This window comes from Streptomyces sp. NPDC002133 (assembly GCF_040296405.1).
GTDB lineage: Bacteria > Actinomycetota > Actinomycetes > Streptomycetales > Streptomycetaceae > Streptomyces.
This window is the reverse complement of record NZ_JBEOXF010000008.1, coordinates 96408-119582: the sequence shown is the minus strand read 5'-3', so window position 1 is coordinate 119582 and position 23175 is coordinate 96408. Positions and strand designations below refer to the sequence as shown.

At 68.7% G+C, this 23175-nt stretch carries 21 protein-coding genes and 3 tRNA genes; 17 read left to right on the top strand and 7 right to left on the bottom strand.

Annotated elements, in window-relative coordinates; genetic code table 11:
• Window positions 1–188 precede the first annotated feature (188 nt).
• The 3 genes from ABT078_RS12275 to ABT078_RS12265 all read right to left on the bottom strand — a co-directional run bounded on the left by ABT078_RS12275 (window position 189) and on the right by ABT078_RS12265 (window position 3407).
• A complete protein-coding gene (locus ABT078_RS12275) occupies window positions 189–422 on the bottom strand; it encodes a hypothetical protein (RefSeq protein ID WP_351226807.1) in 234 nt (77 codons plus the stop codon).
• A gap of 980 nt (window positions 423–1402) precedes the next feature.
• Window positions 1403–2059 (bottom strand): SDR family oxidoreductase, encoded by a 657-nt coding sequence (locus ABT078_RS12270; RefSeq protein ID WP_351226620.1) that lies wholly within the window; start codon window positions 2057–2059, stop codon window positions 1403–1405.
• A gap of 112 nt (window positions 2060–2171) precedes the next feature.
• On the bottom strand, window positions 2172–3407 hold the full coding sequence (locus tag ABT078_RS12265; RefSeq protein ID WP_351226618.1) for an amidohydrolase family protein: 1236 nt from the start codon (window positions 3405–3407) through the stop codon (window positions 2172–2174).
• A 295-nt stretch (window positions 3408–3702) separates the two neighbouring features.
• Here ABT078_RS12265 and ABT078_RS12260 point away from each other — a divergent pair.
• From ABT078_RS12260 to ABT078_RS12235, 6 genes are all read left to right on the top strand, one after another.
• Window positions 3703–3775, top strand: a tRNA-Thr gene (locus ABT078_RS12260).
• 47 nt (window positions 3776–3822) lie between these two features.
• A tRNA-Met gene (locus tag ABT078_RS12255) sits at window positions 3823–3895 on the top strand.
• Between the two features lie 89 nt (window positions 3896–3984).
• Window positions 3985–4149, top strand: coding sequence for a 50S ribosomal protein L33 (gene rpmG / locus ABT078_RS12250; RefSeq protein ID WP_003948671.1), 165 nt, complete (start codon window positions 3985–3987; stop codon window positions 4147–4149).
• Between the two features lie 131 nt (window positions 4150–4280).
• Entirely contained in the window at window positions 4281–4733 is a 453-nt protein-coding gene (locus ABT078_RS12245; protein WP_351226616.1) for an FAS1-like dehydratase domain-containing protein, read from the top strand.
• 5 nt (window positions 4734–4738) lie between these two features.
• Window positions 4739–5167, top strand: a complete 429-nt coding sequence (locus ABT078_RS12240) for a MaoC family dehydratase (protein WP_351226614.1) — start codon at window positions 4739–4741, stop codon at window positions 5165–5167.
• Window positions 5168–5259: 92 nt separating this feature from the next.
• A complete protein-coding gene (locus ABT078_RS12235) occupies window positions 5260–6315 on the top strand; it encodes a UDP-N-acetylmuramate dehydrogenase (RefSeq protein WP_351226612.1) in 1056 nt (351 codons plus the stop codon).
• Between the two features lie 8 nt (window positions 6316–6323).
• On the opposite strand, the gene ABT078_RS12230 is transcribed toward ABT078_RS12235, so the two are convergent.
• The 4 genes from ABT078_RS12230 to ABT078_RS12210 form a co-directional block, all read right to left on the bottom strand.
• Window positions 6324–6500, bottom strand: a complete 177-nt coding sequence (locus ABT078_RS12230; protein ID WP_351226610.1) for an NAD(P)-dependent oxidoreductase — start codon at window positions 6498–6500, stop codon at window positions 6324–6326.
• A 35-nt stretch (window positions 6501–6535) separates the two neighbouring features.
• Window positions 6536–6670, bottom strand: coding sequence for a hypothetical protein (locus tag ABT078_RS12225; RefSeq protein WP_351226608.1), 135 nt, complete (start codon window positions 6668–6670; stop codon window positions 6536–6538).
• Window positions 6671–7050: 380 nt separating this feature from the next.
• Window positions 7051–8082: an adenosine deaminase gene (locus ABT078_RS12215; protein ID WP_351226606.1), complete on the bottom strand. Its 1032-nt coding sequence runs from the start codon at window positions 8080–8082 to the stop codon at window positions 7051–7053.
• Between the two features lie 233 nt (window positions 8083–8315).
• The gene (locus ABT078_RS12210) at window positions 8316–9542 is read right to left on the bottom strand and encodes a pyridoxal phosphate-dependent aminotransferase (protein WP_351226604.1); all 1227 of its coding nucleotides are present in this window, start codon (window positions 9540–9542) and stop codon (window positions 8316–8318) included.
• Window positions 9543–9756: 214 nt separating this feature from the next.
• On the opposite strand from ABT078_RS12210, the gene ABT078_RS12205 reads away from it, so the two are divergent.
• From ABT078_RS12205 to ABT078_RS12155, 11 genes are all read left to right on the top strand, one after another.
• Window positions 9757–9829: transfer RNA gene (locus ABT078_RS12205), tRNA-Trp, on the top strand.
• Window positions 9830–9935: 106 nt separating this feature from the next.
• Entirely contained in the window at window positions 9936–10223 is a 288-nt protein-coding gene (gene secE, locus ABT078_RS12200) for a preprotein translocase subunit SecE (RefSeq protein WP_351226602.1), read from the top strand.
• A gap of 75 nt (window positions 10224–10298) precedes the next feature.
• The gene (nusG, locus tag ABT078_RS12195; RefSeq protein ID WP_351226600.1) at window positions 10299–11171 is read left to right on the top strand and encodes a transcription termination/antitermination protein NusG; all 873 of its coding nucleotides are present in this window, start codon (window positions 10299–10301) and stop codon (window positions 11169–11171) included.
• A 161-nt stretch (window positions 11172–11332) separates the two neighbouring features.
• Window positions 11333–11767: a 50S ribosomal protein L11 gene (gene rplK, locus ABT078_RS12190; RefSeq protein ID WP_031076594.1), complete on the top strand. Its 435-nt coding sequence runs from the start codon at window positions 11333–11335 to the stop codon at window positions 11765–11767.
• Window positions 11768–11845: 78 nt separating this feature from the next.
• Complete coding sequence (gene rplA, locus ABT078_RS12185) at window positions 11846–12568, top strand: 50S ribosomal protein L1 (protein ID WP_351226598.1); 723 nt, start codon at window positions 11846–11848, stop codon at window positions 12566–12568.
• Window positions 12569–12740: 172 nt separating this feature from the next.
• On the top strand, window positions 12741–12863 hold the full coding sequence (locus tag ABT078_RS12180; protein WP_351226596.1) for a hypothetical protein: 123 nt from the start codon (window positions 12741–12743) through the stop codon (window positions 12861–12863).
• 164 nt (window positions 12864–13027) lie between these two features.
• Entirely contained in the window at window positions 13028–13540 is a 513-nt protein-coding gene (locus ABT078_RS12175) for an SCO4651 family lipoprotein (RefSeq protein WP_351226595.1), read from the top strand.
• A 345-nt stretch (window positions 13541–13885) separates the two neighbouring features.
• Entirely contained in the window at window positions 13886–14416 is a 531-nt protein-coding gene (gene rplJ / locus ABT078_RS12170; RefSeq protein ID WP_351226593.1) for a 50S ribosomal protein L10, read from the top strand.
• A gap of 113 nt (window positions 14417–14529) precedes the next feature.
• Entirely contained in the window at window positions 14530–14913 is a 384-nt protein-coding gene (gene rplL, locus ABT078_RS12165; protein ID WP_351226591.1) for a 50S ribosomal protein L7/L12, read from the top strand.
• Window positions 14914–15461: 548 nt separating this feature from the next.
• Complete coding sequence (rpoB, locus tag ABT078_RS12160; RefSeq protein ID WP_351226589.1) at window positions 15462–18950, top strand: DNA-directed RNA polymerase subunit beta; 3489 nt, start codon at window positions 15462–15464, stop codon at window positions 18948–18950.
• Window positions 18951–19045: 95 nt separating this feature from the next.
• Window positions 19046–22960, top strand: a complete 3915-nt coding sequence (locus ABT078_RS12155; protein ID WP_351226587.1) for a DNA-directed RNA polymerase subunit beta' — start codon at window positions 19046–19048, stop codon at window positions 22958–22960.
• The last annotated feature ends 215 nt before the right edge of the window (window positions 22961–23175 follow it).

Genomic DNA, 23175 nt, shown 5'->3' with positions numbered 1-23175 from the left:
AGACACCAGCCGCCCATCCCGTGTAACAGCCCGCGGATGAGACGTGGCGCACATCGGACGCGGCGGAAGCGCCGCCCCTTCCGCCGCGCTTCGTTCTCCCGCGTGCTCTGCCAGGTGTTGTGGGCGAGGCATGGCCGAAGAATTCCGGGCTGACCGGGAAAGATGCCGGAACCGGCGAACTCCGGTGATCAGTCGCGGACGGTGATCTCGGCAGATCCCTCGATCCCGAGTGCGGCGAGAGCCGCCCGCGCCCGTTCCACGGCCTCGCCGCGGTCCACGCCCGCTGCGACCTCCAGATCCAGGTGGGACCGCCCCATGCCCGAACCTGCGCCCGTGATCTCGCCGTCGGCAGCGAACGCCTCCGTCAGGGCATCTTCGACCTCGTCGCGGTCGATGGACAGCTCCTCGAGGACGATCTCCATGAACAAGGCTGTTGCTCCGTCCGATCTGTGCTCATCGCGTCGACCACGGTACGGGGAGATCCCGCCCGGGGAGCCGACCGTGCGGCGGTCCGGACGCGCTCGGCCGGCAGGACCTGGACCACAGCCCTGCCCATGGCCGGACGGTGGTCCTCGGCACCGGACATCAGGAAGTGGAATCTGCAACCTGTGCGGGCGAGCCCGTCGACCCTGCGCAAGGTCGGGATGATGCGGAACGGCCAACAGGCCTTGTGCGCAGCCCGTTTCACCGACCCCGGCCCACCGGCCCCGCCTCGCCGAGCCCGCTTCACCGAGCGCCGCCTCCTCGGACACATGACCCTGAACGTCCGGCGCGGCTCCACACCCGCGGTGGAGCGCAGAGATGTGAACGGGATCGCCGCTGAACGGCCCAATCGCAGCAAGTGACCGGGGCCGGAGGCTCATCGATCGGTTGATAGCCGTAGCCCGAGCTGCAGTTGAGCGTCCTCACTCCGGCGTGGCCGGCGTGGCCCTGCGGGCCGGCATCGCTGACAGAGGTGCTTCTCGGATCGGCCTGGGCTCGCGACGACAGGCGTGGCGGCAGCGGATCTGGAGGTGTGCGCCGAGGACTTGGCGGTCGGACTCGTGTCGCTCGTGCGGGCCCGCCGTGGCGCCGACCTGCCCGCGGCCGTCAACCGGCGAGGGATGACTGATCACATGGGAGCCCGGGAGTGGACGGCAGCGCGGGGCTCGTGGGGGGACCGGTTCGGCGTCCCGTGGGAGTTTCGGGCACGGGAAGCACGGGCCTCCACCTGTCGGTCGCCGCTCCACCAGCGTCGATCGAGCAGGCCGACGTCCTCACGGCGGAGCACCCGAGCGCCACCTCGTGTGTCCGGAGGTCTTCTACGAGTACCCGGAGCTGAAGGGGGACACGTACCCGGAGAAACCTCCGGAGCGCCGCGACCGGCGCTTCTGGTGGGACTGATCCTGCCCGGCACCGGAGCTCAGTTGCCCGCGATGGCCTTCACCGCGACCGCCACCGGCACCGATCCGCTGATCAGCTCCAGTGTCAGTCCGGCCGTCGCCGGGGTCTCGAGGAGCTCCGCGAGGACCGCCGCGACGTCGTCGCGCGGCACGGGACCGCGGCCGGTCCTGGCCTCCAGGCGGACCAGGCCCGTTCCGGCGTCGTTCGTCAGCATCCCCGGACGCAGGATCGTCCAGTCCAGCCCGCTCTTGGTCCGTACGTACGCGTCGGCCGCGCCCTTGGCCCGCAGGTACACGTCGAAGACGTCGTCGCCCTTGTGGTCCGGATCCCCGCCCATCGACGAGACGATGATGTACCGGCGTGCGCCCGCGCGTTCGGCCGCGTCCGCGAAGAGCACCGCAGCCCCGCGATCCACCGTGTCCTTGCGGGCGGCGCCACTGCCGGGGCCCGCGCCCGCCGCGAAGACCGCGGCATCCGCGCCCTGCAGGTGGGCGGCAACCTGCTCGACCGATGCGGACTCGAGGTCCAGCAGAACCGGCTCCGCGCCGGCCTCCCGGAGGTCGTCGGCCTGTTCCGGCTTGCGGATGATGCCCGCGACCTCGTGTCCGGACGCGGAGAGCAGCCGCTCCAGGCGCAGTGCGATCTGACCGTGTCCTCCAGCGATGACAATGCGCATGCTCACGACCGTACGCCGGTCCCGGGCGCCTCGCTCGTGGCGCCCGTGCCGAGGCCACGGATCCGGTCATGGTCACGTTCGCGGTGGGGTCCCGCCCGGGGCCCGGTCACGCTCATGGGCCCGCATCCGGCCGCCCCTGGCGTGGCAGTTCGAGCGCGAAGGCCGCCGCCGAATCGCAGTACTCCCGTACCGCGCTCGTCCGTGCCACCACCCGCCCGCGGTGCACGACGATCCTGCTGTACGCGAGCGACAGCACGCCCGCCAGCTCCTCGCCGCGCACGGCGAGCAGCTCGGCGGGGAAGCCCGCCTCCACCCGTACGTCGGGCAGACCCATCGCCTGCCGCGCCGCCGCGCTGACGGCCTCGTACGCGTCGGGGACGCGCAGCCCGCCCTGCGAGGCCAGCAGATAGGCCGCCTCCAGCGGGTCCCCGCGGCCCACCGGGTTCGCCACGTCGCGCATCGCCCCGCTGCCCGCGGCGACCCGTACCCCGGCCGCCCGCAGCAGCCGTGCCGGTGCGCTTCCGCGGAGTTCCGCGCCCGCGCAGCCGCCCTGGGGCAGGCAGACCACCGTCACGCCCGCCGCGGCCAGCTGGTCGGCCGTGCGGGACGCGATCGCGGAGGGCAGCCGGGCCAAGCCTGCGCACGGGCCGATCGACACGCCGGGCCGCAGCCCGCCCGCCATGGAGGCGAGCCGGGCGAGGCGCGCCGGGTCCTCGCCGTCGGTGTGCAGATCGACGGGACAGCCGTGCTCGGCGGCCACTTGGAGGACCGCCTCCGTGTACCCCGTCGGATCGGGGTCCAGGTCCGGGCAGCCGCCCACCACGGACGCACCCATCTTCACCGCGTCGTGCAGCATCGCGAGCCCGTCGGCCCCGGCCACGCCCGTGAGCAGCCGCGGCACGGCGACCGCGGTCAACTCGGCCAGCCCGCGCAGCGAGCGGCGGGCCTGCAGCACCCCCTCCAGCGGGCCGAGACCGTGCACGTCCCCGATCCGCACGTGCGAGCGCAGCGCCGTCGCGCCGTGCCCGAGCTGCAGCAACGCGGCCTCGGTGGCGCGCCGCTGGACGTCCTCGACGGCGTACGACACGGGCCCCTCGGCCGTCGGCGCCGTAAGGGCCGTGTCACTGTGGGCGTGCGGCTCGGCGGGTGCGGCCAGCAGCAGGAAACCGCTCAGGTCCACGCGGGCGGAGTGCGCGGTCAGGCTTCCGGCGGTGCCGACGGCCTCGATACGGCCGCGGCTGAGCCGTACGTCGACCGTGCGGCCGTCGGTGAGGCGGGCGCCGCACAGGAGCAGTGCGGTGCTGTCGGCGGTGGCGCCGTCGGGCGGCTGCGCCTGGCTGTCGGGCATCGCGCTCCTGAAGGGGCGGGGAACGGGCGGCCTGGACCTCGGCCCCGGCCTGCGGACGATCAAGATCACCCGGCGTGGTCGAGCCTAGGGGCGTGTGGACTGCGCTTCGAGGAGGAGCGCAATAGTCGTACCGGTGTGACCACGAGTGGCGTACGGGACGGACGTGGCGGTGCACCGGCGCAGCGCCGAAACCCGTGCCGTACCCCCGCCGCGCCTGCGCCCCCGATGACGGCGATCGTGCCCCGTAAACGGATTTGGGCGATCGGCGGGCGACCGTGTAATGTCTTCATCGCTCGCCCCAATAGCTCAGTCGGCAGAGCGTCTCCATGGTAAGGAGAAGGTCTACGGTTCGATTCCGTATTGGGGCTCTGGTGCTGGAAGATCCTCGCCTTCGGGCGAGGTGATCCGACACCGAAGCGGTGTAGCTCAGTCGGTAGAGCAAGCGGCTCATAATCGCTGTGTCACCGGTTCAAGTCCGGTCACCGCTACACACAGTAGCCGATTGTGGGGTCGGTCCTCCGATCGGCTACTCTTTCTTGCGTTCATCCGTCCATCTGTCCGTCATAGGAGCACTCACGTGGCTGCCACCGACGTCCGCCCGAAGATCACGCTGGCCTGCGTGGAGTGCAAGGAGCGGAACTACATCACCAAGAAGAACCGGCGTAACAACCCGGACCGTCTTGAGATGAAGAAGCACTGCCCTCGCTGCAACGCGCACACCGCGCACCGCGAGACGCGCTGAATCAGGCTCGAATGCGAGGCCGCCCCCATCACGGGGGCGGCCTCGTGTCGTTTGTCCCGGCGGGGGTCCGGGGGCATCCACCCGGAACGCACAGCACCGGCAAGGCAAGAAATCCAGGAGGTAGCGAGTCCATGGCGCTCGACCAGTCCTTCGTCGGGCGGACCTATCCGCCCACCGCGCCGTACGAGGTCGGCCGGGAAAAGATCAGGGAGTTCGCGGAGGCGGTGGGTGACGCGAATCCCGCGTACACCGATCCCGGTGCCGCCGAACAGCTCGGCCACCCCGATGTGATCGCCCCGCCGACTTTTGTGTTCGCGATCACTTTCAAGGCGGCGGGAGAGGTCGTCGCCGACCCGCAACTGGGCCTGGACTACAGCCGTGTGGTGCACGGCGACCAGAAGTTCGCGTACACGCGTCCGGTGCGGGCCGGGGACCGGCTCACGGTCATCTCGACCATCGAGGCGATCAAGTCCCTCGCGGGAAACGACATCCTGGACATCCGCGGTGAGGTGCACGACGAGGCGGGCGAGCACGTCGTGACCGCGTGGACCAAGCTCGTGGCGCGCGGCGCCGAGGAGGCCTGACCGAGATGGCGACGAAGATCGCATACGCGGACGTCGAGGTCGGCACCGAGCTGCCGGCGCAGAGCTTTCCGGTGACCCGGGCGACGCTGGTGCAGTACGCGGGCGCCTCCGGGGACTTCAACCCGATCCACTGGAACGAGCAGTTCGCCAAGGAGGTCGGGCTGCCGGACGTGATCGCGCACGGCATGTTCACGATGGCCGAGGCGGCGCGGGTCGTGACGGACTGGGTGGGCGACCCGGGCGCGGTCGTCGAGTACGGCGTCCGGTTCACGAAGCCGGTGGTCGTGCCGAACGACGACAAGGGCGCGGTCATCGAGGTCAGCGGCAAGGTCGCGGCCAAGCTGGACGACAACCGGGTGCGGGTCGACCTCGTCGCGATGTCCGCCGGGCAGAAGGTACTGGGGATGTCGCGCGCGGTCGTACGGCTCGCCTGACACCGGCGCTCGGCGTGAGTCCCGGCACACCTGCGGTCCGGGCCGTCCCTGCCCTCCAGGGGCGCGGTGGCACGGACCGTACTCTTGTCCCCGTGCAGGAACTCCATGACGCCCCCCTCGCCCCGCTGACCACCTTCCGCCTGGGCGGACCGGCCACGCGCCTCGTCACTGCCGCCACGGACGACGAGGTGATCGCGGTCGTCCGCGAGGCGGACGCCGCCGGCACGCCGCTGCTGCTGATCGGCGGCGGCAGCAACCTCGTCATCGGTGACAAGGGCTTCGACGGGACCGCCCTGCGCATCGCCACCACCGGATTCCGGCTCGACGGCACGAAGCTGGAGCTCGCCGCGGGCGAGGTGTGGACCGACGCCGTGGCCCGGACCGTGGAGGCGGGCCTCGCCGGCCTGGAGTGCCTGTCCGGCATCCCCGGCTCGGCCGGCGCCACCCCGATCCAGAACGTCGGGGCGTACGGCCAGGAGGTGTCCAGCACCGTCACCGAGGTCGTGGCGTACGACCGCCGCAGCGGCGAGACGGTCACCATCGCCAACTCCGACTGCGGCTTCGCCTACCGCCACAGCCGTTTCAAGGCGGACCCCGACCGTCATGTCGTGCTGCGCGTCCGGTTCGAACTGGAGGACGCGGGGGGCCTGTCCGCCCCGATCAAGTACGCCGAAACGGCCCGCGCCCTCGGCGTCGAAACCGGCGACCGGGTCCCGGCGGCGACCGCGCGCGAGACGGTGCTGAAGCTGCGCGCGGGCAAGGGCATGGTGCTGGACCCCGAGGATCACGACACGTGGTCGGCCGGGTCGTTCTTCACCAACCCGATCCTGACGGCGGCCGCGTACGAGACCTTCCTCGGCCGCGTACGCGACCGGCTCGGCGACGGCGTCACGCCGCCCGCGTACCCCGCGGGCGACGGCCACACCAAGACCTCCGCCGCCTGGCTCATCGACAGGGCCGGCTTCACCAAGGGATACGGCGAGGGCCCGGCCCGCATCTCCACCAAGCACACCCTCGCGCTCACCAACCGGGGCGAGGCCACCACGGAGGACCTGCTCGCCCTCGCCCGCGAGGTCGTCGCGGGCGTCCGCGACGCCTTCGGGGTCACGCTCGTCAACGAGCCGGTGACGGTCGGCGTCAGCCTGTAGAGCGGCTGTTACGCCACCGCGACCGGCTGCTTGACCGTCGCTGGGTCCTCCGTCATCGCGAGCATCGCGTGCGCGACGCCCGCGCGGGAGATCTTCGCCCCGCCGCGCAGGCTCGTGCCGATCGCCGTGCGGTAGTGGCGGTCAGCGGGCCGTCGGTCAGCCGCGGCGGGCGCACTGACGTCCATCGGTCAGCCGCGGCGGGCGCACTGACGTCCATCGGTCAGCCGCGGCGGGCGCACTGACGTCCATCGGTCAGCCGCGGCGGGCGCACCGACGTCCAGTCCGTGGCGCCGGCGCGCATGTCGGCCTCCATGACCCGCAGGTCGTCGTAGTGCTTGCGCAGCACACGGGACACGAGCGGCGTTCCGATCCAGCGCAGGAAGAACGTCTCGTTCTCCGGTACGGGACCCAGTGGCGCCGCTCACCGCCAGGAAGCGCCGCTCAAGGCCCGCCACGACGACGCCATGCGCGAGCTGGGCACCGGACCGCACCTGCCCATCGAGAGCCTCGACGCCCATCTGCGCACCGAGCGGGACGCGGGCCGCATCGCGGCCGGAGCGGACACCTTTGCCGCGGCCTCACTCCTGCCCGGCGCCTGCGCGCAGCGTGCCTTCGCCTTCCACGCCACCGCCGACGGGCAGCGTGCCTTCGCCTTCCACGCCACCGCCGACGGGCAGCCGCCGCAGCCTCTCGACGCGTTCGCCGCGTCCCTCGCCCGCACCCTCCTGCGCGGGATCAGCCGGCCGACGGGTCGGCCAGCCAGTCGTCGATCCCGGACAGCAGCTTGCTGCGTACGTCCTCCGGCGCCGCGGACGCGCGCACCGACTGGCGGGCCAGCTCGGCCAGCTCCGCGTCGGTGAAACCGTGGTGGCGTCGGGCGATCTCGTACTGCGCCGCGAGCCGCGACCCGAAGAGCAGGGGGTCGTCCGCGCCCAGCGCCATCGGCACGCCGGCCTCCCACAGCGTCCGCAGCGGGACGTCCTCCGGCTTCTCGTAGACGCCGAGCGCGACATTCGACGCCGGGCACACCTCGCAGGCCACCCCGCGCTCGGCCAGCTTCCGCAGCAGCCGCGGGTCCTCCGCCGCCCGCACACCGTGCCCGATGCGCGAGGCGTGCAGATCGTCCAGGCAGTCCCGTACGGACGCGGGCCCGGTCAGCTCTCCGCCGTGCGGGGCCGCCAGCAGCCCGCCCTCCCGGGCGATCGCGAACGCCCGGTCGAAGTCGCGGGCCATGCCCCGCCGCTCGTCGTTGGAGAGTCCGAAGCCGACCACGCCCCGGTCCGCGTGCCGCACGGCGAGCCGTGCCAGCGTCCGGGCGTCCAGGGGGTGCTTCATGCGGTTGGCCGCGACCACGACCCGGATCCCGAGTCCGGTCTCGCGCGACGCGGCGTCCACCGCGTCCAGGATGATCTCCAGTGCCGGGATCAGCCCGCCCAGCATCGGCGCGTACGACGTCGGGTCGACCTGGATCTCCAGCCAGCCGGAACCGTCCCTGACGTCCTCCTGGGCCGTCTCCCGCACCAGCCGCCGGATGTCCTCGGGCTCCCGCAGACAGGACCGTGCGATGTCGTACAGCCGCTGGAAGCGGAACCAGCCCCGCTCGTCCGTCGCCCGCAGCTTCGGCGGCCGGCCGCTGGTCAGCGCGTCGGGGAGATGGACGCCGTACTTGTCGGCGAGTTCGAGCAGCGTGGCGGGACGCATCGACCCGGTGAAGTGCAGATGCAGATGAGCCTTGGGCAGCAGGCTGAGGTCGCGGACCGCCTCCATGGACCCTCCGTAACGGGTGGACTCCGCGCTGTGCCGAGAGGTGCCGGGCAGGGCTTGTCCGTCATGAGGCCGCGCGAGCGGACGGGTGAGAAGCCCCTCCGGGGGAGGAGTCACTGAAGGATCTTGCCGCATGGGTCCTTCCTCAGGAAGCCGAGTTCACCGAACGAGCGCTTGTCTGAACGCATAAGCGGGCCCCCGGTCTCCCCGGAGGCCCGCTTGTGCGCGACGCGATGTCAGTCGCGCGCCTCCGCGAGCAGCTTCTGCATCCGCGAGACGCCCTCGACCAGGTCCTCGTCGCCCAGCGCGTACGACAGCCGCAGGTAGCCCGGCGTGCCGAAGGCCTCGCCCGGGACGACCGCGACCTCGGCCTCGTCCAGGATCAGCGCCGCCAGCTCCACCGAGGTGGCCGGGCGCTTGCCGCGGATCTCCTTGCCGAGCAGGCCCTTGACCGACGGGTACGCGTAGAACGCGCCCTCGGGGGTCGGGCAGAGCACGCCGCCGATCTCGTTCAGCATCTTCACGATCGTCTGGCGGCGGCGGTCGAAGGCCCTGCGCATCTCCGCGACCGCGTCCAGGTCGCCGGAGACGGCGGCCAGGGCGGCGACCTGCGCCACGTTCGACACGTTGGAGGTGGCGTGCGACTGCAGGTTGGTCGCGGCCTTCACCACGTCCTTCGGGGCGATGAGCCACCCGACCCGCCAGCCGGTCATGGCGTACGTCTTGGCCACACCGTTGACGACGATGCACTTGTCGCGCAGCGCCGGGACGATCTGCGGGAGCGAGGTGAACGTCGCGTCCCCGTAGACCAGGTGCTCGTAGATCTCGTCCGTCAGCACCCACAGGCCGTGCTCGGCGGCCCACTCGCCGATCGCACGGGCGTCGGCCTCGCTGTAGACCGCGCCGGTGGGGTTGGACGGGGAGACGAAGAGGACGACCTTGGTCCGCTCCGTGCGCGCGGCCTCCAGCTGCTCCACCGAGACCCGGTAGCCGGTGGTCTCGTCGGCGACGACCTCCACCGGGACACCGCCCGCGAGACGGATCGACTCGGGGTACGTCGTCCAGTACGGAGCCGGGACGATGACCTCGTCACCCGGATCCAGGATCGCCGCGAAGGCTTCGTAGATCGCCTGCTTGCCGCCGTTGGTCACCAGCACCTGGGCGGGGTCGACCTCGTAGCCGGAGTCGCGGAGCGTCTTCTCGGCGATGGCCTTCTTCAGCTCGGGGAGGCCGCCCGCCGGGGTGTAGCGGTGGTACTTGGGGTTCTTGCAGGCCTCGATCGCGGCGTCGACGATGTAGCCGGGCGTCGGGAAATCGGGCTCGCCCGCGCCGAAGCCGATCACCGGGCGGCCGGCGGCCTTGAGGGCCTTGGCCTTGGCGTCGACGGCGAGGGTCGCGGACTCGGAGATCGCACCGATGCGGGCGGAGACCCGGCGCTCGGTGGGAGGAGTTGCAGCGCTCATACGGCCATGCTCCCAGACCCGGGGCGCCCCGGGCACAAGGGTTTCACCGAGCGGACAGGGCCGGGTCACGTCCTGGCGGAACGGTGTCGGAACACGGACAGGAACCGCCGTGGAGCTATCTGTTCGACGCACGGGCGCTGACCACGTACACTCTTGGCTCGTTGGCCCTCACCGACCACCTCTAACCATGGGGTAGGTTTGGGGAGAACCACAAAGGGTCGTAGCTCAATTGGTAGAGCACTGGTCTCCAAAACCAGCGGTTGGGGGTTCAAGTCCCTCCGGCCCTGCTCCACACACCTTCGCCAGGATGTGTGCGCAGGTACGTATCTTCATGCACCGCCGTGCGGCTCCACCGGGCGCGGCACGGCCACGACCCGGAATCAGGTGAGAGACGTGACGGACGCCGTAGGCTCCATCGACATGCCTGATGCCGAGGACGAAGCGCCGGACGCCCGGAAGAAGACCCGCAAGGGCGGCAAGCGCGGGAAGAAGGGCCCCTTCGGGCGCCTCGCGCTGTTCTACCGTCAGATCGTCGCCGAGCTGCGCAAGGTTGTCTGGCCCACTCGCAGCCAGCTGACGACGTACACCACCGTGGTGATTGTCTTCGTCGTCATCATGATCGGCCTTGTGACCGTGATGGACTATGGCTTCCAGGCAGCAGTCAAGTACATCTTCGGCTGATCCCGCGGAGGGCGCCTCGCCGGGCGTCCCTTTCGCATGTTCCACCCCATCTGTATCCAGGAAGAAGCAGCCACCGTGTCTGACCCGAACCTGAACGACGCCATCGAGTCGGCAGAGTCCGCTGAGGACCAGCTCGACATCGTCGAGGCTGCCGACGAGGACCAGGCGGAAGCTGCCGATGCCGCTGCGGGGCTGCCCGCCGAGGAAGCTGCGATCCAGATCGGCGACGAGGACGAGGTCCTCTCCGACGAGGACGAGGGCGAGGAAGCCGCCGAGGCGGACGCCGAGACCGAAGCGGACACCGAGGTCGAGGCCGAGCCGGAGGCTCCCGTCGACCCGATCGCCGCGCTCCGCGACGAGCTGCGCGGTCTGCCCGGCGAGTGGTACGTGATCCACACCTACGCGGGCTACGAGAAGCGCGTGAAGGCCAACCTGGAGCAGCGTGCCGTCTCGCTGAACGTCGAGGACTTCATCTACCAGGCCGAGGTCCCCGAGGAAGAGATCGTCCAGATCAAGAACGGCGAGCGCAAGAACGTCCGGCAGAACAAGCTGCCCGGCTATGTGCTCGTCCGTATGGACCTGACGAACGAGTCCTGGGGCGTCGTCCGCAACACCCCGGGTGTCACCGGCTTCGTGGGCAACGCCTACGACCCGTACCCGCTGACCCTGGACGAGATCGTCAAGATGCTCGCCCCGGAGGCCGAGGAGAAGGCCGCCCGCGAGGCCGCCGAGGCCGAGGGCAGGCCGGCTCCGGCCCGCAAGGTCGAGGTCCAGGTGCTGGACTTCGAGGTCGGCGACTCGGTCACCGTCACCGACGGTCCGTTCGCGACGCTGCAGGCCACGATCAACGAGATCAACGCCGACTCGAAGAAGGTCAAGGGCCTCGTCGAGATCTTCGGTCGCGAGACCCCGGTCGAGCTGAGCTTCGACCAGATCCAGAAGAACTAACTGGCACACAGGTTTCCGACCAGGTCAGAACAGCCCTCGTGGCCGTTCTGACCTGCTCGGTTTTTGGCCGCGCAGTGGTACCCGTTATCGTTGTGCGGTATGCCTCCATCCGGATGATCGGGTGGAAGGCGAAAAACTCTCACTAGGACCCGGAGAGAGCAATGCCTCCCAAGAAGAAGAAGGTCACGGGGCTTATCAAGCTCCAGATCCAGGCCGGTGCGGCCAACCCGGCTCCGCCGGTCGGCCCCGCACTGGGTCAGCACGGCGTCAACATCATGGAGTTCTGCAAGGCCTACAACGCCGCGACCGAGTCGCAGCGTGGCATGGTCGTGCCGGTGGAGATCACGGTCTACGAGGACCGTTCCTTCACCTTCGTGACCAAGACTCCGCCGGCCGCGAAGCTGATCCTCAAGGCCGCGGGTGTGGACAAGGGCTCCGGCGAGCCGCACAAGACCAAGGTCGCCAAGCTGACGCGCGACCAGGTCCGCGAGATCGCCACGACCAAGATGCCCGACCTGAACGCCAACGACCTGGACGCCGCCGAGAAGATCATCGCCGGCACCGCCCGTTCCATGGGCATCACGGTCGAGGGCTGATCAGTCCCCGTTTGACCAGTGGCAGGGCCAGGCGCTGGCTCGGACCACGACTCCGTACCTGAACCAACAGGAGAAGAAGTGAAGCGCAGCAAGGCTCTCCGCAACGCGGACGCCAAGATCGACCGGGAGCGCAACTACGCCCCGCTCGAGGCCGTCCGTCTTGCGAAGGACACCGCCACCACCAAGTTCGACGGCACCGTCGAGGTCGCCTTCCGCCTGGGCGTTGACCCGCGCAAGGCCGACCAGATGGTCCGTGGCACCGTGAACCTTCCGCACGGCACCGGTAAGACCGCCCGGGTCCTGGTCTTCGCGACCGGTGACCGTGCTGCGGCCGCGGAAGCCGCGGGCGCCGACATCGTCGGCTCCGACGAACTGATCGACGAGGTTTCGAAGGGCCGTCTGGACTTCGACGCCGTCGTCGCCACCCCGGACCTCATGGGCAAGGTCGGCCGCCTCGGCCGTGTGCTCGGTCCCCGTGGTCTCATGCCGAACCCCAAGACCGGCACCGTGACCATGGACGTCGCCAAGGCTGTCAACGACATCAAGGGCGGCAAGATCGAGTTCCGTGTCGACAAGCACTCGAACCTGCACTTCATCATCGGCAAGATCTCCTTCGACGAGACCAAGCTGGTGGAGAACTACGCCGCGGCGCTCGAGGAGATCCTCCGTCTCAAGCCGTCCGCCGCGAAGGGCCGCTACATCAAGAAGGCGACCCTGACCACCACCATGGGCCCCGGCATCCCGCTGGACTCCAACCGCACCCGCAACCTCCTCGTCGAGGAGGACCCGGCAGCTGTCTGACCGGGTCGAGCCTGAGGGCTCACGCTGAGCGTCTGACGACGGGCCTTCCACCCCGCTTTCCGGGGTGGAAGGCCCGTCGTCGTCTGCCCGGCCCGGTCTGCCCGGCGCGATCTTCGTGAGGACTTTTCCGATCTTCCGCCTGAAGTCACGGGGTTCGCGCAGAGATCCACCCATGGGGGAGACGTACAGGAAGAAGGCTGTCCTCACGCGAGTAGGCGTCGCCGTCGCCGGAGGCGCCCTGCTCACGACCGCTCTGACGGCTTGCGACGGCTCGGGCGGCGAGGACGCGGCGTAGCCGGGCACGGCCGCCGCCCGGCCCGCGGAGGCCATCGAGGCGTCCTACCTGAAGACGGTGGACGCCAAGTTCGCCAGGACCGGTCTGACGTATGCGGAGGCGAACGGCAGGGCCGGCCGGCAGGTCGGCGTCAAGGGGTGGTACCCGGCCGGCCAGGACCCACGATGACCGCGGACGGTGAGGACAAGCGGCTGCTCCAGATCGGCGACGACGTCTACGCTCCGTCGGACAAGAGCGCCACGGGCAAGCCCTGGATGAGGATCGGCCTGGCGGACAGCGAGGCGCCGGGCGTCCGGCTGAACCAGGACCCGGCCGAGTACCTCGCCATGCTGCTCGACCAGGACAAGCTCCGGCACGTGAGCGCCGAGAAGTCCGACGGCACCGGGACGGAGCACTACCGCGGCACCTTCACCCTCGCTGAACTGCTCCGGGCCGACTCCCGGAGCAAGGTCATGAAGGACGACCGGCGCAAGGCGCTCCGGGCCGCTCTCAAGAAGGCCGGGATCAGGACGTACAAGATCGACATCTGGATCGGCGGAGACGGCTGTCCGGTCCGTCTCGAGGACGCTCTGACGGACGACAAGGGCACGTCGACGACCAAGGCGACGTTCTCGGACTGCGGCACGGCCCCGGCCGTCAAGGCGCCGCCGGCCGACCAGGTGTCCAGGACGTCATGAAGGGCATCGACGAGAAGCTGAAGGAGACCGAGGAGATCCTCGAGGGTCTCGACAGCGGCACCGGCGGCGGGGCCTGATCACCCGATTTGCCTGGGGGGACTCCCTCCCGTAGTCTTCCACGGAAGCCAAAGACCGCTGGTCGTTGCCGTGCCTTCATCGGTGCGGTGGCCGAAGGATCCGCTAGCTGCGGACGACCCGCGCAGGTGACTGTGGATGAGCTCCCGGATGCCGCTCCTCAAAGGGCGCAGCCGGTCGAGCCACGCCCCGTGCGCCTGCGCCGGGGCGTTTCGTTTTGTTCAGCCCCTTCTGAGCGGTCCTCATCACCCGGAAGGAGGCCGACGCTCTATGGCAAGGCCCGACAAGGCTGCCGCGGTGGCCGAGCTCGCGGACCAGTTCCGTAGCTCGAACGCCGCCGTGCTGACCGAGTACCGGGGTCTCACCGTGGCGCAGCTCAAGACGCTGCGTCGTTCGCTCGGTGAGAACGCCCAGTACGCCGTGGTGAAGAACACGCTGACCAAGATTGCGGCCAACGAGGCCGGGATCACTTCGCTCGACGATCAGTTCACTGGTCCGACGGCGGTCGCCTTCATCACCGGTGACCCGGTGGAGTCGGCGAAGGGTCTTCGTGACTTCGCCAAGGAGAACCCGAACCTCATCATCAAGGGCGGTGTCCTTGATGGCAAGGCGCTGTCCGCCGATGAGATCAAGAAGCTTGCGGACCTCGAGTCCCGCGAGGTTCTGCTCGCCAAGCTGGCGGGCGCCTTCAAGGGCAAGCAGACGCAGACTGCTCAGCTCTTCCAGGCGCTTCCCTCGAAGCTCGTCCGCACCGTGGACGCTCTTCGCGCCAAGCAGGACGAGCAGGGCGGTGCCGAGTAATTCGGCTCGCGCATTGATCCGCGCCGCCTAGAGCGCGGGTCGCAGCGGGCCCAACGTACGCCCGCCGACATACACACCCGGCACCAGCCGAATTAGTGGAAGGATCGCCCATCATGGCGAAGCTGTCTCAGGAAGACCTGCTCGCGCAGTTCGAGGAGATGACCCTCATCGAGCTCTCCGAGTTCGTGAAGGCGTTCGAGGAGAAGTTCGACGTCACCGCCGCTGCCGCGGTCGCCGTTGCCGGTCCGGCCGGTCCGGCCGCCGCCGCTGAGGCCGTCGAGGAGCAGGACGAGTTCGACGTCGTCCTCACCGGCGCCGGCGAGAAGAAGATCCAGGTCATCAAGGTCGTGCGTGAGCTGACCTCCCTGGGCCTGAAGGAGGCCAAGGACCTCGTCGACGGCACCCCGAAGCCGGTCCTCGAGAAGGTCAACAAGGAGGCCGCGGAGAAGGCTGCTGAGTCCCTCAAGGCCGCCGGCGCCTCCGTCGAGGTCAAGTGACCTCTGGAGTCTTCTGACTCTCGCGCTGTAACGCGCACACACCGCAGGGCGATCACCTATTCGGGTGGTCGCCCTGCGGCGTTCCCCGGCGCACTGGGCGGCTGCCTTGCGCAGTCCGCTGCGGAGAGTAAGGTGATCTTCGCCGTGCGCCAGGTGACGATCTCCACGGAGTGGAGGGCCTTGACGAACCGCACGCAGCGCGCAATTCTCAGGACGCGTCGTCACAACGGTCCAAACTCGAGGCATGGATCGGCGACCGAACGGGCAGGATCGGTGTGCGCCTCCAGCGCACGGCATACCGCGGAGTTGAGAACAACGAGGGTCTCGGAAAACCCGACCTGGACATCAGTGGGCCAAGTGGCTACACTGACCCTTTGCGCTGCCTGTTAGCTGCCTCCTGCCCGTCACCAGGGGCATACCCTCGCAAGAGCATCGTTGACCGAAGTGCCCTGACCTGGCTTTTTGACCAGATTGGGGACCTCTGTCTCCGTGCCTGGCTTGGGACCGGTACGCGCGTAGTGAGTCCGAGCCCTCGGAAGGACCCCCTCTTGGCCGCCTCGCGCAACGCCTCGACCGCGAATATGAACAACGGCGCAAGCACCGCCCCGCTGCGCATCTCCTTTGCAAAGATCAAGGAGCCCCTCGAGGTTCCGAACCTCCTCGCGCTGCAGACCGAGAGCTTTGACTGGCTGCTCGGCAATGCCGCATGGAAGGCTCGTGTCGAGGCGGCTCTGGAGTCCGGACAGGACGTCCCCACGAAGTCCGGTCTGGAGGAGATCTTCGAGGAGATCTCTCCGATCGAGGACTTCTCCGGGTCGATGTCGCTGACCTTCCGCGACCACCGCTTCGAGCCCCCGAAGAACTCGATCGACGAGTGCAAGGAGCGCGACTTCACGTACGCCGCGCCGCTCTTCGTCACGGCCGAGTTCACCAACAACGAGACCGGTGAGATCAAGTCCCAGACGGTCTTCATGGGCGACTTCCCGCTCATGACCAACAAGGGCACCTTCGTCATCAACGGCACCGAGCGTGTCGTGGTGTCGCAGCTGGTCCGCTCGCCGGGTGTCTACTTCGACTCCTCCATCGACAAGACGTCCGACAAGGACATCTTCTCCGCCAAGATCATCCCGTCCCGGGGTGCCTGGCTCGAGATGGAGATCGACAAGCGCGACATGGTCGGTGTCCGCATCGACCGCAAGCGCAAGCAGTCCGTCACCGTCCTCCTCAAGGCGCTCGGCTGGACCACCGAGCAGATCCTCGAGGAATTCGGCGAGTACGAGTCGATGCGCGCCACCCTGGAGAAGGACCACACCCAGGGCCAGGACGACGCGCTGCTCGACATCTACCGCAAGCTGCGCCCGGGCGAGCCCCCGACGCGCGAAGCCGCGCAGACGCTGCTCGAGAACCTGTACTTCAACCCGAAGCGCTACGACCTCGCCAAGGTCGGCCGCTACAAGGTCAACAAGAAGCTCGGGGCCGACGAGCCGCTGGACGCCGGCGTGCTCACCACCGACGACATCATCGCCACGATCAAGTACCTGGTGAAGCTGCACGCCGGTGAGACCGAGACGGTCGGAGAGAGCGGCTCGACGATCGTCGTCGAGACCGACGACATCGACCACTTCGGCAACCGTCGTCTGCGCAACGTCGGCGAGCTCATCCAGAACCAGGTCCGCACGGGTCTGGCCCGTATGGAGCGCGTCGTGCGTGAGCGCATGACCACTCAGGACGTCGAGGCGATCACGCCGCAGACCCTGATCAACATCCGGCCGGTCGTCGCCTCCATCAAGGAGTTCTTCGGCACCAGCCAGCTGTCCCAGTTCATGGACCAGAACAACCCGCTGTCGGGCCTGACCCACAAGCGTCGTCTGTCGGCGCTCGGCCCCGGCGGTCTGTCCCGTGAGCGGGCGGGCTTCGAGGTCCGAGACGTGCACCCGTCCCACTACGGACGCATGTGCCCGATCGAGACCCCCGAAGGCCCGAACATCGGTCTGATCGGTTCGCTCGCCTCGTACGGCCGCGTCAACGCGTTCGGCTTCGTCGAGACGCCGTACCGCAAGGTCGACGAGCACGGCGTCGTCACCGACGAGGTGCACTACCTCACGGCCGACGAGGAGGACCGCTTCGTCATCGCGCAGGCCAATGCCGCGCTCAGCGACGACCTGCGCTTCTCCGAGGCTCGCGTGCTGGTCCGCCGCCGTGGCGGCGAGGTCGACTACGTCGCGCCCGAGGACGTGGACTACATGGACGTCTCGCCGCGCCAGATGGTGTCGGTCGCGACCGCCATGATCCCGTTCCTCGAGCACGACGACGCCAACCGTGCCCTCATGGGCGCGAACATGATGCGCCAGGCCGTTCCGCTCATCAAGGCGGAGGCCCCGCTCGTCGGCACCGGCATGGAGTACCGCTGTGCCACCGACGCCGGCGACGTGGTCAAGGCCGAGAAGGACGGTGTGATCCAGGAGCTCTCCGCGGACTACATCACCGTCGCCAACGACGACGGCACGTACAACACGTACCGCCTGGCCAAGTTCGCCCGCTCCAACCAGGGCACCTCGGTCAACCAGAAGGTCGTCGTCGCCGAGGGCGACCGGGTCGTCGAGGGCCAGGTCCTCGCCGACGGTCCGGCCACCGAGAACGGTGAGATGGCGCTCGGCAAGAACCTGCTGGTCGCGTTCATGCCGTGGGAGGGTCACAACTACGAGGACGCGATCATCCTGTCGCAGCGCCTCGTCCAGGACGACGTCCTCTCCTCGATCCACATCGAGGAGCACGAGGTCGACGCCCGTGACACCAAGCTCGGCCCCGAGGAGATCACCCGGGACATCCCGAACGTCTCCGAGGAGGTCCTCGCGGACCTGGACGAGCGCGGCATCATCCGTATCGGTGCCGAGGTCGTCGCCGGCGACATCCTGGTCGGCAAGGTCACGCCCAAGGGCGAGACCGAGCTGACCCCGGAGGAGCGCCTGCTCCGCGCGATCTTCGGTGAGAAGGCCCGTGAGGTCCGTGACACCTCGCTGAAGGTGCCGCACGGCGAGACCGGCAAGGTCATCGGCGTCCGCGTCTTCGACCGCGAGGAGGGCGACGAGCTTCCCCCCGGTGTGAACCAGCTGGTGCGCGTGTACGTCGCGCAGAAGCGCAAGATCACCGACGGTGACAAGCTCGCCGGCCGTCACGGCAACAAGGGCGTCATCTCCAAGATTCTGCCGATCGAGGACATGCCGTTCATGGAGGACGGCACCCCGGTCGACATCATCCTCAACCCGCTGGGTGTCCCGTCCCGAATGAACCCGGGACAGGTCCTGGAGATCCACCTCGGCTGGCTCGCCAGCCGCGGCTGGGACGTCTCCGGCCTCGCCGACGAGTGGGCCCAGCGCCTGCAGGCCATCGGTGCGGACCAGGTCCAGCCGGGCACCAACGTCGCGACCCCGGTCTTCGACGGTGCGCGTGAGGACGAGCTCGCGGGTCTGCTGCAGCACACGATCCCGAACCGGGACGGCGAGCGCATGGTGCTCCCGACCGGTAAGGCCCGGCTGTTCGACGGCCGCTCCGGTGAGCCGTTCCCGGACCCGATCTCGGTCGGGTACATGTACATCCTCAAGCTCCACCACCTGGTCGACGACAAGCTGCACGCCCGGTCGACCGGCCCGTACTCGATGATCACCCAGCAGCCGCTGGGTGGTAAGGCTCAGTTCGGTGGCCAGCGCTTCGGTGAGATGGAGGTGTGGGCGCTGGAGGCATACGGCGCCGCATACGCCCTCCAGGAGCTGCTGACCATCAAGTCCGACGACGTCACCGGCCGCGTGAAGGTCTACGAGGCCATCGTCAAGGGCGAGAACATCCCCGAGCCCGGCATCCCCGAGTCCTTCAAGGTGCTCATCAAGGAGATGCAGTCCCTGTGCCTCAACGTGGAGGTGCTGTCCTCGGACGGCATGTCCATCGAGATGCGCGACACCGACGAGGACGTCTTCCGCGCGGCGGAGGAGCTCGGCATCGACCTGTCCCGGCGCGAGCCGAGCAGCGTCGAAGAGGTCTGACGGGTCGGTCGGGGCTCCCACAAGGAGTCCCGGCCTCTCCCCGGACCCCGTACAGACCATGATTGAGACACGACCCTGAGAGGGATTGACGCATAGTGCTCGACGTCAACTTCTTCGACGAGCTCCGGATCGGCCTGGCCACCGCTGACGACATCCGTCAGTGGTCCCACGGCGAGGTCAAGAAGCCTGAGACCATCAACTACCGCACGCTCAAGCCCGAGAAGGACGGACTCTTCTGCGAGAAGATCTTCGGTCCTACCCGGGACTGGGAGTGCTACTGCGGCAAGTACAAGCGTGTCCGCTTCAAGGGCATCATCTGTGAGCGGTGTGGCGTCGAGGTCACCCGCGCCAAGGTGCGCCGTGAGCGGATGGGCCACATCGAGCTGGCCGCTCCCGTCACCCACATCTGGTACTTCAAGGGCGTTCCGTCGCGGCTGGGCTACCTGCTCGACCTCGCCCCGAAGGACCTGGAGAAGGTCATCTACTTCGCGGCGTACATGATCACGTACGTCGACGAGGAGCGCCGCACCCGCGACCTGCCCTCGCTGGAGGCCCATGTCTCCGTCGAGCGCCAGCAGATCGAGAACCGCCGCGACGCCGACCTGGAGGCCCGCGCCAAGAAGCTCGAGGCCGACCTGGCCGAGCTCGAGGCCGAGGGTGCCAAGGCCGATGTGCGCCGCAAGGTGCGCGAGGGTGCCGAGCGTGAGATGAAGCAGCTGCGCGACCGCGCCCAGCGCGAGATCGACCGTCTCGACGAGGTGTGGAACCGCTTCAAGAACCTCAAGGTCCAGGACCTGGAGGGTGACGAGCTGCTCTACCGCGAGCTGCGTGACCGCTTCGGCACGTACTTCGACGGCTCGATGGGTGCCGCGGCGCTGCAGAAGCGCCTGGAGTCCTTCGACCTGAACGAGGAGGCCGAGCGCCTCCGCGAGATCATCCGTACCGGCAAGGGCCAGAAGAAGACCCGTGCGCTCAAGCGCCTCAAGGTCGTCTCCGCGTTCCTGCAGACCAGCAACAGCCCCAAGGGCATGGTGCTGGACTGCGTGCCGGTGATCCCGCCGGACCTGCGTCCGATGGTGCAGCTGGACGGTGGCCGCTTCGCGACCTCCGACCTGAACGACCTGTACCGCCGGGTCATCAACCGGAACAACCGACTGAAGCGTCTGCTCGACCTCGGTGCCCCCGAGATCATCGTGAACAACGAGAAGCGGATGCTCCAGGAGGCCGTCGACGCGCTGTTCGACAACGGCCGCCGCGGCCGTCCGGTCACCGGTCCCGGTAACCGCCCGCTGAAGTCCCTCAGCGACATGCTGAAGGGCAAGCAGGGTCGCTTCCGTCAGAACCTGCTCGGTAAGCGAGTCGACTACTCGGCGCGTTCCGTGATCGTCGTCGGCCCACAGCTGAAGCTGCACCAGTGCGGTCTGCCCAAGGCCATGGCGCTGGAGCTCTTCAAGCCGTTCGTGATGAAGCGCCTGGTCGACCTGAACCACGCGCAGAACATCAAGAGCGCCAAGCGCATGGTCGAGCGCGGCCGCACCGTCGTGTACGACGTCCTCGAAGAGGTCATCGCCGAGCACCCGGTGCTGCTGAACCGTGCGCCCACGCTGCACCGCCTCGGCATCCAGGCCTTCGAGCCGCAGCTGGTCGAGGGCAAGGCCATCCAGATCCACCCGCTCGTCTGCACCGCGTTCAACGCGGACTTCGACGGTGACCAGATGGCCGTGCACCTGCCGCTGTCCGCGGAGGCGCAGGCCGAGGCCCGCATCCTGATGCTGTCCTCGAACAACATCCTCAAGCCGGCCGACGGCCGACCGGTCACCATGCCGACCCAGGACATGGTGCTGGGCCTCTTCTTCCTCACCACGGACGAGGAGGAGCGCGAGGTGCGCGGCGAGGGCCGTGCGTTCAACTCCACCGCCGAGGCGATCATGGCCTTCGACGCCCGGGAGCTCTCGCTCCAGGCGAAGGTCGACATCCGCTTCCCGATCGGCACCGTCCCGCCCCGTGGCTGGACCCCGCCGGTCGAGGAGGAGGGGGACGACAGCGTCGGAGCAGGTGCGTGGCAGCAGGGTGACTCGTTCCGTCTGCGGACGACCCTGGGCCGCGCGCTCTTCAACGAGCTGCTGCCCGAGGACTACCCGTTCGTCGACTACTCGGTCGGCAAGAAGCAGCTCTCCGAGATCGTCAACGACCTCGCCGAGCGCTACCCGAAGGTCATCGTGGCGGCGACGCTCGACAACCTGAAGGCGTCGGGCTTCTACTGGGCGACCCGTTCCGGTGTCACCGTGGCCATCTCCGACGTCGTCGTTCCCGAGGCGAAGAAGGAGATCGTCGCGGGCTACGAGGCGCAGGACGAGAAGGTCCAGAAGCAGTACGAGCGCGGTCTGATCACCAAGCAGGAGCGCACGCAGGAGCTCATCACCATCTGGACCAAGGCGACCAACGAGGTTGCCGAGGCGATGAACGCGAACTTCCCGAAGACCAACCCCATCTTCATGATGGTCAACTCGGGTGCTCGCGGAAACATGATGCAGATGCGTCAGATCGCCGGTATGCGTGGTCTGGTGTCGAACGCCAAGAACGAGACGATCCCGCGTCCCATCAAGGCGTCGTTCCGCGAGGGTCTGTCCGTGCTGGAGTACTTCATCTCCACGCACGGTGCCCGTAAGGGTCTCGCCGACACCGCTCTGCGTACCGCCGACTCCGGTTACCTCACGCGTCGTCTGGTCGACGTCTCGCAGGACGTCATCATCCGCGAGGAGGACTGTGGCACCGACCGCGGTCTGAAGCTGCGGATCGCCGAGCGGGGCGCCGACGGTGTCCTGCGCAAGGCGGAGGACGTCGAGACGTCCGTGTACGCGCGGATGCTCGCCGAGGACGTCGTCGTGGACGGCAAGGTCATCGCGCCGGCCAACGTCGACCTCGGTGACGTGCTCATCGACGCGCTCGTGGGCGCGGGTGTCGAGGAGGTCAAGACCCGCTCGGTCCTGACCTGTGAGTCCGCGGTCGGTACGTGTGCGTACTGCTACGGCCGTTCGCTCGCCACCGGCAAGCTGGTCGACATCGGTGAGGCGGTCGGCATCATCGCCGCCCAGTCCATCGGTGAGCCCGGTACCCAGCTGACGATGCGTACCTTCCACACCGGTGGTGTGGCCGGTGACGACATCACCCAGGGTCTGCCGCGTGTCGTCGAGCTCTTCGAGGCCCGTACCCCGAAGGGTGTCGCCCCGATCTCCGAGGCCAACGGCCGCGTGCGGATCGAGGAGACCGAGAAGACCAAGAAGATCGTCGTCACCCCGGACGACGGCAGCGACGAGACGGCGTTCCCGATCTCGAAGCGTGCCCGTCTGCTGGTGGGCGAGGGCGACCACGTCGAGGTGGGCCAGAAGCTCACCGTGGGTGCCACCAACCCGCACGACGTGCTGCGCATCCTCGGTCAGCGGGCCGTCCAGGTGCACCTGGTCGGCGAGGTCCAGAAGGTCTACAACTCGCAGGGTGTGTCGATCCACGACAAGCACATCGAGATCATCATCCGGCAGATGCTGCGCCGTGTGACGATCATCGAGTCCGGCGACGCGGAGCTGCTGCCGGGCGAGCTCGTGGAGCGCTCGCGCTTCGAGCAGGAGAACCGTCGTGTGGTCACCGAGGGCGGTCACCCCGCCTCCGGCCGTCCGCAGCTGATGGGTATCACCAAGGCCTCGCTCGCCACCGAGTCGTGGCTGTCGGCGGCGTCCTTCCAGGAGACGACCAGGGTCCTCACCGACGCGGCGATCAATGCCAAGTCGGACTCCCTGATCGGCCTCAAGGAGAACGTCATCATCGGTAAGCTCATCCCGGCCGGTACGGGCCTGTCCCGCTACCGCAACATCCGGGTCGAGCCGACCGAGGAGGCCAAGGCCGCGATGTACTCGGCCGTCGGCTACGACGACATCGACTACTCGCCGTTCGGCACGGGCTCCGGCCAGGCCGTTCCGCTGGAGGACTACGACTACGGTCCGTACAACCAGTAAGGCGTACGGCCCCTGGCCTTAGGGCACGGGACCCAGAAGGGCGGCTGCTCCGTTGCGTACGGGGTGGCCGCCCTTCGCCGTCGACCTCGGCCTCTGAGCGGCCGGAGAGCGGGCTCCCGCGGCCCGTACGGCCCTCTGGGGCGCTTCGGGGCGTCCTGGTGGCGTACCGGCGTGTCGGGCCCGCTTGCATTTGTTTTGACCGAACTCGGTGAGGT